At 36.4% G+C, this 9669-nt stretch carries 13 protein-coding genes; 4 read left to right on the top strand and 9 right to left on the bottom strand.

Annotated features, from left to right (window positions below; all coding sequences use genetic code 11):
* The 6 genes from KAS42_02230 to KAS42_02255 all read right to left on the bottom strand — a co-directional run.
* A partial coding sequence (locus KAS42_02230; GenBank protein ID MCK4905049.1) for a cytochrome c biogenesis protein CcdA occupies positions 1-560 on the bottom strand: 560 nt, incomplete at its 3' end.
* Between the two features lie 70 nt (positions 561-630).
* Positions 631-1230 (bottom strand): TlpA family protein disulfide reductase, encoded by a 600-nt coding sequence (locus KAS42_02235; protein MCK4905050.1) that lies wholly within the window; start codon positions 1228-1230, stop codon positions 631-633.
* 3 nt (positions 1231-1233) lie between these two features.
* Entirely contained in the window at positions 1234-2028 is a 795-nt protein-coding gene (locus tag KAS42_02240; protein MCK4905051.1) for an inositol monophosphatase, read from the bottom strand.
* Complete coding sequence (gene lipA / locus KAS42_02245) at positions 2025-2897, bottom strand: lipoyl synthase (protein MCK4905052.1); 873 nt, start codon at positions 2895-2897, stop codon at positions 2025-2027. The genes KAS42_02240 and lipA overlap by 4 nt, the downstream gene beginning before the upstream one ends.
* Positions 2898-2994: 97 nt before the next feature.
* Positions 2995-3240, bottom strand: a complete 246-nt coding sequence (locus KAS42_02250; GenBank protein MCK4905053.1) for a hypothetical protein — start codon at positions 3238-3240, stop codon at positions 2995-2997.
* Positions 3241-3383: 143 nt separating this feature from the next.
* Entirely contained in the window at positions 3384-4094 is a 711-nt protein-coding gene (locus tag KAS42_02255; protein MCK4905054.1) for an FKBP-type peptidyl-prolyl cis-trans isomerase, read from the bottom strand.
* Between the two features lie 495 nt (positions 4095-4589).
* Here KAS42_02255 and KAS42_02260 point away from each other — a divergent pair, with 495 nt between their 5' ends.
* The 4 genes from KAS42_02260 (at position 4590) to KAS42_02275 (ending at position 5750) form a co-directional block, all read left to right on the top strand.
* Positions 4590-4796: a hypothetical protein gene (locus KAS42_02260; protein ID MCK4905055.1), complete on the top strand. Its 207-nt coding sequence runs from the start codon at positions 4590-4592 to the stop codon at positions 4794-4796.
* Between the two features lie 6 nt (positions 4797-4802).
* Entirely contained in the window at positions 4803-5000 is a 198-nt protein-coding gene (locus KAS42_02265; GenBank protein ID MCK4905056.1) for a type II toxin-antitoxin system HicA family toxin, read from the top strand.
* On the top strand, positions 4997-5236 hold the full coding sequence (locus KAS42_02270; GenBank protein ID MCK4905057.1) for a hypothetical protein: 240 nt from the start codon (positions 4997-4999) through the stop codon (positions 5234-5236). The genes KAS42_02265 and KAS42_02270 overlap by 4 nt, the downstream gene beginning before the upstream one ends.
* A gap of 301 nt (positions 5237-5537) precedes the next feature.
* Positions 5538-5750 (top strand): type II toxin-antitoxin system HicB family antitoxin, encoded by a 213-nt coding sequence (locus KAS42_02275; protein ID MCK4905058.1) that lies wholly within the window; start codon positions 5538-5540, stop codon positions 5748-5750.
* Positions 5751-5886: 136 nt separating this feature from the next.
* Here KAS42_02275 and KAS42_02280 read toward each other — a convergent pair whose 3' ends face one another.
* The 3 genes from KAS42_02280 to rsxC form a co-directional block, all read right to left on the bottom strand.
* Complete coding sequence (locus KAS42_02280) at positions 5887-6759, bottom strand: methylenetetrahydrofolate reductase (GenBank protein ID MCK4905059.1); 873 nt, start codon at positions 6757-6759, stop codon at positions 5887-5889.
* Position 6760: 1 nt separating this feature from the next.
* Positions 6761-7405, bottom strand: a complete 645-nt coding sequence (locus tag KAS42_02285) for a methylenetetrahydrofolate reductase C-terminal domain-containing protein (GenBank protein MCK4905060.1) — start codon at positions 7403-7405, stop codon at positions 6761-6763.
* 125 nt (positions 7406-7530) lie between these two features.
* The gene (gene rsxC, locus KAS42_02290) at positions 7531-9573 is read right to left on the bottom strand and encodes an electron transport complex subunit RsxC (GenBank protein ID MCK4905061.1); all 2043 of its coding nucleotides are present in this window, start codon (positions 9571-9573) and stop codon (positions 7531-7533) included.
* Positions 9574-9669 lie beyond the last annotated feature (96 nt).

The following is a 9669-nucleotide window of genomic DNA, read 5'->3' on the forward strand; positions in this document are numbered from 1 at the left end:
ACAAACGGAATACCTAAACCCAGAGAAAAAACACTTAACAGTAATAGGCTCTGGGTAACAGTATTAAGAGTTAATCCCGCCAAGCCTAATACAGCTACGACTGCAGGTCCTATACATGGAGTCCAGCCAAGCGCAAAAACCACTCCCACAATAAAAGAGCCGAACATATTAACAGGTTTATTTTTAAGATGCAGTCTCTTTTCATATTGAAGTCTTTTAATACTAAAAACACCCGCCACATTCAAACCCAAAATAATGATTATAGAACCGCCTACTATTTTAATTATTTTTTCATATTTGTAAATAAAACCACCAAGAAAAGAAGCTGTTGCGCCTAAAGAAATGAAAACGAAAGAAAATCCCAGGACAAAAAGAATTGTTTGCAAGAGTATTTTTTTTGTATTGCCAATTTTCTTCTCTTGTTTTTTATTTTCCCGCAAATCGTCTAATGAAAGGCCTGTAATAAAACAAATATAACCGGGAATCAAAGGCAAAATGCAGGGCGTAAAGAATGTCAGGATTCCTGCGCCGAAAGCTACTAACAAAGATATGTTTTCCATAATAAATTTGGTTTACAGTTTATAGTTGATAGTTTATAGCTAATAACCATAAACCATAGACTATCCGCCATTATTCCAAGAGTTCTTTAATTTCTTTCTCAAACACGTTAGCGGACGTAAAGCCGATATGTTTCTGGGCAATATTCCCTTGCTGGTCAATTACTAAAGTAAAAGGAAGAAAACGCAAATCTTTGCCGTATTTATCTGCCATATCCTGACTGAGCAATACCAAAATATAATTCATGTTTACCGTTCCGATAAAACGTTGGACTACAGTTTCTTTGTTCAAACAAACTCCCACAATCTCTAATTTCTCTCTATTGTATTTCTTATAAAGTTTTTCCAACACAGGAATTTGCATTTTACAGGCAGAACATCCCACAGACCAAAAATTAAGTAAAACAACTTTTCCTTTTAACGATGAAAGTCTGAAATCTCCACCCCCTATTCTAACTGCTGTAAAATTCGGAGCATCTCCCCATTGTTCGGGTTTTCTTAAAAGTGTAGGGATATTATCTTGTTCTTCAAGTGTGGGTATATTGTTTTCTTCTTTATTTGTACTTTCAGTCGAAACTGCAGTCACGGTTGTCTCTGTATTTTGAGAAGAGTTTGAAGAACATCCCATAAACAAGGCAATCGTTAATAAAAAAAATAAAAGTTTTTTCGACATTTTCTACTTCTTTCCTTTTTTGCTTGAATTTATTATTTTTAGAACTTGATTGTGGACAACGCCGTTAGACGCAATGTAATCTTTGCTATCAATATTCCATTTTTTACCGTCATGACTTGTAAATTTTCCGCCTGCTTCTTCTATCAAAATAGCCCCAGCCGCAAAATCCCAGAGTTTATCGGTATATTCTATTTCCAAATCAGCTTTACCTTCGGCGATATAAGAAAGACTTCTTGCGGTAGAACCAAACATTCTCATAATAAAAACCTTGCCTTTGAGTCTTTTTAAATGCTGAAGCATAACTGTTGTCTGCTCGTTTACTATATTACTGTCATAAATAAGTGTAGTTTCTTTTAGTTTCCTGTTTGATACGGATATTTTTTTGTTATTTAGATAAGAACCGCATCCTTTAGCTGCAAAATAAAGTTCTTTTGCAAAAGGCATATGAATAATGCCCATTACAACCTGTTCCTTGAACGCAAGCGCAATCGAAGTCCCAACTACATTTATTCCGCGGATAAAATTATGTGTTCCGTCTAACGGATCAACTATCCAACGGAAAAGAGAATTTTTTACAGGATAATTATTTTCTTCAGATAATATCTCATCCTTGGGGAATTTCGCTCTTATCACCTTTACAATCTCTTTTTCCATCTTTAAATCAACATTCGTAACAAGCGTACCATCAGGTTTTTTGCTGATTTTTTGTATTTTTTCGAAATTCTCTATAAGAATTCTGCCCGATTTTCTTGCCGCTTCTATTCCAATTTTATCTCTGCCTTTTAAGAAATCTCTCATATTTTCTCCTTCACCTTTTTATAAGAACTATTCGCATTGAAAGAACTACGCACTAACGCCGCAGACTCTACACATTTAAATCCTAATGACTCACCCACTTCTTTTAAAAAAGAAAATTCTTCCGCGCTGTAAAATTTCTTTACCGGCGCATGTTTAACATTCGGCGCAAGGTATTGTCCTATCGTCATTATATCGCAATCAGCGCTTCTTATGTCTTTCATGGTCTGAATTATTTCCTTCTTCGTTTCGCCAAACCCTATCATGAACCCTGATTTTGTTATTATTTTGGAATTATATTTTTTCAAATTTTCCAAAAGTTCGATTGACCTTTCATAACTTCCCTGCGGTCTTAATGTCGGGAAAAGTCTTTTTACCACTTCTACATTATGCCCTATTACCTGGGGATTTGCAGCGATAATTTTTTTTAGAACTTTCCAATTTCCATTCAGGTCAGAAATTAAAAGTTCGATTTTACAGTTAGGATTTTTGTTTTTTATCTCTCTAACCGTTGCGGCAAAGACATTTGAGCCACCATCGCTTAAATCATCTCTTGTTACACAAGTAATTACCACATAATCAAGTTTTAATTTTTTAATAATACCCGCAATCTTTGAGGGTTCAGTCTTATCAGGAGCAAAAGGTTTTCCTGTTTTAACACTACAATAAGAACAATTTCTCGTGCATATATTGCCAAGAATCATAAACGTTAGAGTGCCCCTGGAAAAACAATTAAAAATATTCGGACAATTTGCTTCTTGGCATACAGTATTTAAGTTTGCTTCCTTGATGATATCTATCAGTTCTTCATATTTTCTGGTATTGGAAGGTAATCTTATTTTAGGCAGATTATTCTGCAGAGTATTTTTCATTTAATTTTCCCGTCCCAATCAAGAAGCGAGTTTTGAATAAAACCCTTTATTTGTAGTTTGGAAGGTTGCCTTTTCATGTGCCCAATTATAAATGAAATCAACAAATTCGCGGTAATTGAGAAGAGACAGGTATCTCTATGATACGAGTTCCGCCAATTTTTGTTTTTACTATGACTTTTCGTTTGAGAGTATTGATTATCTCACCTATAATTTGGCTGTTTCTACCTAAAAGAAACAGCTTCATAGCTTTCAAAATAATATCAGCATCTTTTTTTGATACAACTGCAACAACTTTGCCTTCGTTTGCCATATACAAGGAATCAAAACCCAAAATCTTGCACATCGCTCTTATTTCTTTTTTTATTGGAACGCTTTCTTCTCTTTGGCTAAATCTAAAACTTTTTCAACTATTGAACTTGCTGATGAGATTTCAGCATTCCGATTAAAAAAAACCCCACACCAAAAATTTTGGTGTGGGGAAATAAACTATTTCGCAACAGGGTTAGGATTCTCAATACCTAATAATTCTACTTCAAATATCAACATAGAATTCGAACCAATCGGGCCGGATCCTTGCTCTCCATATGCAAGTTCTGAAGGAATAAACAAACGATTTTTACCCCCTACATTCATAAGTTGTAATGCTTCTCCCCAACCTGCAATCACACCGTTAAGCGGAAATGTAACAGGTTCTCCGCGTTTGTAAGAGCTGTCAAATTCTGTTCCGTCGAGTAGCGTTCCTGAATAATGCACTTTGACTTTGTCGTCTATTTTGGGAGAAAGACCGGTTCCTTTTGTCAGAACGATATATTGTAAACCGCTTGCCGTTGTAATAACTCCCTCTTTATTTTTATTCTCTGCAAGAAACATCTCTCCATCTTTCTTGTTCTTCTCTTTTATTTCATTCATTTTTAGAATAGCCTCCGTTTGCATTTCTTTAACAAATGCTTGTTTAATCTGCTCTGCTTCTTCTTGTGTAAGAAGTGTTTGTTCTCCATTATAAACATCTTTAACGCCACGGGTAAAAATTTCAAAATCAATTTCCCTTGGGACTTCCTTTAAAAATGTTCCTATATCCATTCCCATCATATAACTTAATTTTTCGGAAGGAGTTGTCAACTTTTCATCCGCCGCAAACACCAATCCGAACGATAACAAACTTATTGCCAAAACCACTGCTACAACATATTTATTCATAACCATCTCCTTTTCTTGCCCCGTACCTGAGTAAAACGAATGGTTCAGAGGTGTTATTTTGAAATTATTGAAAGCCTAATATATAAGATATGCAAAAAGAAGTCAAAAAAAAATGATTTAATAGCAACTACACACAATTGTCATTGCGAGCGAACATAGTGAGCGTGGCAATCTCAGGGATTGCTTCGCTTTTGGCTCGCAATGACACGCTAATTCTATTTTCCCGCTAACCGCAAACTCCGAAGGAGTCCGATACAGAGTCATCGGACCGTCATTTTCTTTACGCTAACCGTCTTTATTTTATACCCCGCAATAATCGCTTGCCCTAATGAACCACGTTAGAAATAGGTCACCTTTAGGTGACCGTACGGAAATGCCAAAGGCAATTCCTACTTCTAACGGGGTGAAAGACCGCCGTCATTTGTCGGGACTTTTTCGTGGTTCAAAATCAATGATATTATGATATAATTACGCTATCTATAAGGAAGATAGCCTATGGATAAACTACCACAAATTAACAAAAAGATTATAACCGTTACCTCATTAGACAATATTGAAGAAGAAAAGCAATTCTGGCTCTCAAAAACACCACTTGAGCGAATTGAAGCTATAGAAATCAATAGAAGGATGGTTTATGGCAAAACTAGAACTACATCCCGACTTCAAAGAATTCTCGAAGTTGCTAAACTCACAGAGAAATAATAGAATATGCCCAGGAAAATTAAAGACCTAATGAGAGATTTACAAAGGGCTGGATTTATTAACAGAGGAGGCAAAGGCGACCATCGAAATTTTGTTCATTCAAATGTAACTAAGCCAATTACTATTTCAGGAAAAGAAGGTGATGACGCAAAGCACTATCAAGAAAAAGCTGTGCGCCTTGCCATAGGGGAGATTAAAAGATGAGTGAGGAAGCTAAATATGTAAAAATTGTGGAATGGTCTGCAAAGGATAAGTGTTTCATAGGCAGTTGTCCAGAGCTTTTCTATGGAGGTTGCCATGGAAATAATGAGCATGAAGTTTTCGACGAATTGTGCCAGATTATAGAAGAAACAATAAAGCTCTATCATCAGGATGGCAAGTCATTACCTCTCCCGCTTACTGACAGAGAATTTGTAAACACTTTGCAGAAAGTTGCTTGACTAAGTATTGAACTTATATACATATAACAAGTTATCCATATCCCATTTTATTTCCCTCTATAACCGACAACCGTTTTACCTTTACGCTAACCGTTTTTATTCTATACCCCGCAATACAGGTATCATCAGAGCAAGCAAAGCATCTTTCTAACGGGGTGAAAGTCCGCCGTCGTTTGTCGGGACTTTTTCGTAGATATAGACATTAAATCCTGCTTTTTAAAGCCCAATAACAATGATTCTTATGATATAATTATGTAGCTATAAATTGGATAAATTTCAAGCAACAAGAACGGGAGAAAATGTGCAAAATACATATACTGCGGTAACAAAACAAGATGGAAATTGGTGGATAGGTTGGATTGAAGAAGTTTCGGGTGTCAACTGCCAAGAAAAAACAAAAGAAGAATTGTTGGAAAGTTTAAAAGTTACCCTCAAGGAAGCGCTTGAGTTCAACCGCAAGGATGCTCTTCTTGCCGCAAAGTCAGGTTATAAAGAAGAATTAGTTCATATATGAAACGAAGAGTCCGTATACTCCGTCTTTTCGTCGTCTTCGACTCCTCGCAATGACAGTTGAATTTGTGTAGCAATTTCATTGAAATTGTCATTGCGACCCTGAACCCAACGTGGTTCAGGGGTAGCAATCTCGTTAATCAAAATCCTGCTTGTTCCAAAACAGCCGGAACATGTTTTCCCCAGCCAAGAGGCATCAGATGTATGCCCTGGCAGAGATTTTTCATTCCTTTTATCAGCTCTGCAGCTATTTGGATACTGACTTTGGGTCTATCTTCTTTGCTTGCCTCTGCCATCATTGTGATATATTTTTCGGGAATGCTTATTCCAGCGACTTTTTCATTCATAAATTTCGCCATACCGGCGGATTTTAAAAGAACTATTCCGCCAAGAACGGGAACATTGAATTTTTTTACTATATTCATGAAATTTTCAAAGCTCTTTAAATCATAAATCGCTTGTGTCTGGAAAAATTTAGCGCCTTCTTGTATCTTCTTTTCCATCTTAATAATCTGTGGTTCTAAAGGGTCGGCTCCGGGATTAACAACTGCGCCAAGAAGAAATTCTGGTTTACCTGCAAGTTCATTACCAACCATATCCTTGCCTTGCATAAGAGTAGATGCTGCTTTTAATAAACTTACAGAATCAAGGTCAAATACGGGTTTTGCTTGAGGGTGGTCTCCCAAAACGGGATGGTCACCGGTAAGAACAAGAACATTTCTTACCCCCAATACATAAGCGGAAAGTAAATCCGATTGTAAAGCTAATCTATTTCTATCGCGGCAGGTAATCTGGAATATCGGCTCTAAACCTCTTTCAATAAGCAGACGACATACTGCAAGAGAGCCCAACTTCATCACCGAACTCTGCAAATCGGTAACATTAACGGCATCTACTTTCTCTTTCAGGATATCAGCTTCCTTAAAAATTTCTTCTACTTCCACGCCTTTAGGCGGACCGATTTCAGAAGTAATTACAAATTGTCCGTTTTGTATTTTTTTATAAAAATCCATTTTATTCCCCTTTAATATCGTCTTTATTATAACTTAATTCATCTGAAATCAGTTTATAGTCTCTAACCAGAACTTTTTGGTCCTTTATTGTTTTTTTACTTTTCAGATTACTCAATCTTTTATATATTAATTCCCAACCGCAATCCATTTCCGGGCTTACTTCACATTTACCGTTTTTGGCGCCGCCACATGGACCATTAAGTAATCCTTTAGCACAGACAGTAATCGGACAAAGACCGCCAGTATAGTTCAGATAACATTGCCCACATTGTTCACAGTTAAAATTTTGGGCTGATAGGCCTTGAAACCCATCCATATAATAAGTATCACACCCTGCGAACACTTCCTTTTCAGGACAAAGTTTAGCGATAACCTGCACACCCACACCACAGGAAAAAACGATAATTGAGTCAGATTTTTTAATCTGCTCACTATATTTCTCCAAATAGAGCTTACTGAATTCTTCCCTGCATAGATAATCCAGACGAGCCGAGCCGATTATCTTGCTCTCATTCTCTTTTATTAACTCTTCAATCTCATCTTCAGGAAAAGACACTTCTTTGCAACCGAAGCACTTTATAATAAACGGTTTTTTATCCAGAAGCGGAAGTAATTCTTCCTTATTTTTTAATTTTGTTATTAACATAATTGTTCGCGGAGTTTATCCCGACAAAATCGGGGCTCACGTATTATGATTACAGCGATTAATTAAAAATAGATTACAACGATTATTTTGGTGAATCTCTGTAATCGTTTTTAGAATCTCCGCAATCATTTTTTAAATTTCTTTGCCTTCTTTATTAAACTTAAAAGACTTATTTTTGATGAACAGACATATTCACACGAGCCACATTCCATGCAATCAGCAATATTATGACCTTGCCCTGAACCGAGCTTGCTCTGGTTCAGGGTTTGCATTTCATTCCACATTTTTTTCTGTCCATAATAGGCATAATATAACGGCTCAAGTTCCATGGGACAAACTTCCACACAGTTGCCACATTTTATACAGGCGCGTTCTTCCGAATATTCAACGACACTTTTCTTTAAGAAAGTGAAACCGGTTGTGCCTTTGATGACACTTGAATCAAGACTTGTCTGGTTTACACCCATCATCGGACCGCCCATTTTTACATTATAATCTTCAAAAAGTTTTTCCTTGTCGCCTTTAAAACAAAATTTTACTATATCATTTAAAGTAGTTCCTATTTTCACCATAAAATTACCGCTTCGCACTATATCATCACCAGAAATCGTAAGTACTCTTTGAATCAGGGGCAACCCTTCAAAAATTGCCTGATAGATTGCAAAAATTGTGCTCACATTGGAAACTACAACTCCCACATTAAGAGGCAGTCCCCCTTCAGGCACTTCTCTGCCAAGTACTCTTTTCACTAATATTTTTTCTGCGCCCTGAGGATATTTGGTCTTAAGAGATTCTACTTTAATATTTGGTAATTTCTTAAAAACTTCAATCGCTTCGGGTTTATTTTCTTCTATACCTATGACAACATTTTCTATGCCGAGTAGTTTCCTTACAATACTGATACCTTTCATAATTTGTTCAGAATACTCAACCATTACTCTATTATCTGCGTTTAGACACGGTTCACATTCACAACCGTTTATAAGTAAAGTATCGATAGGTTTTGGAGGAGAAAGCTTAACATGCGTGGGAAACATAGCACCGCCTAATCCGACAATTCCTTTGTCTTGTAATATTTCGAGCAACGATTCTTTTGGCATAGTTTCCCAATCTGAAATCGATTTTATTAAGGGATCAAATTCATCCAAACCGTTATTTTCAATTATTATTGCCGGAAGAGATTTTAATATAGAGGGATGTATTATTTTTTTAAAAGCAATCACTTTACCGCTGACACTGGAATGAATCGATGAAGATATTAGTCCCGTGCTTTTTGCTATTTTTTGCCCAATCTTTACTGTATCGCCGACTTTTACCAAAGCTAAAGCAGGAGAACCTGTATGCTGAGATAAAAATATAGCCACTTTTTGCGGTTCAATAAAATTAGAAACAGGAATATCCTGTGTCTCTTCTTTTTTCTTTAAAGGATAAACACCGCCGTAAAAAGATTCGTTTCTTCTCGCCTGATTAGATAGAGAAAGTTTCTTCTTCTCTTCAAATTTGAATTTCCCGTAATCTCTTATTTCTATTTTACTCAGCCCCTGCGCGCAGGGGCTGGGTTTATTTGCAAATTCTCTGCCTTGATTTTTTAGTCGTTGGTATATCTTATCCCATGCGCAATCAAGATTAGGGTTTACTTCACATTTCCCGTTTTTTGCGCCGCCGCAGGGACCATTAAGCAAGCTCTTGGCGCAATCCACCACAGGACAAATCCCGCCTGTAATATTTAAATAACACTCACCGCACGCAGAACATTTTTCGCTCTCAAGCGCTATGCCGTGATAACCGACAATACTTGTTGCATTTCCGCTTTGAGGAAAAGAATCGGCAAGAGCTAAAACTTTTTTACCTTCCAATAATTTCGCAATATTCTGAATCCCCAAACCGCAGGATATAACACCTATCGCCTCTGCATCATTAACAGGTAATTCTTTTAATTTTTTTTCCGTTAGATAATTATTGCATAAAAAGTCCTGCTCAAGGCATCCCGCAATATCAATTCCCTGCTCTTTTATATATTCCTTTAAATTATTACATTCGGGTTCGCCTACAACCTGAAATTCCTTGTAGCATTTTAAGCACGATATAACAAAAATACTTGAAAACCCGGAAAGAATTTCATTGAGTTCTTCCTTTGATTTCAATCGGTATTTCGTGTAATCAATCATTTTTATCTCTATTTATTATTCTCTTCACTGCATCTACTATATAAGATATTTTCTCTTCTATTTCAAGTGTATGTAAGAGTCCATAACATATTGGAA

This window comes from bacterium (genome assembly GCA_023135785.1).
GTDB lineage: Bacteria > CAIJMQ01 > CAIJMQ01 > CAIJMQ01 > CAIJMQ01 > CAZNJA01.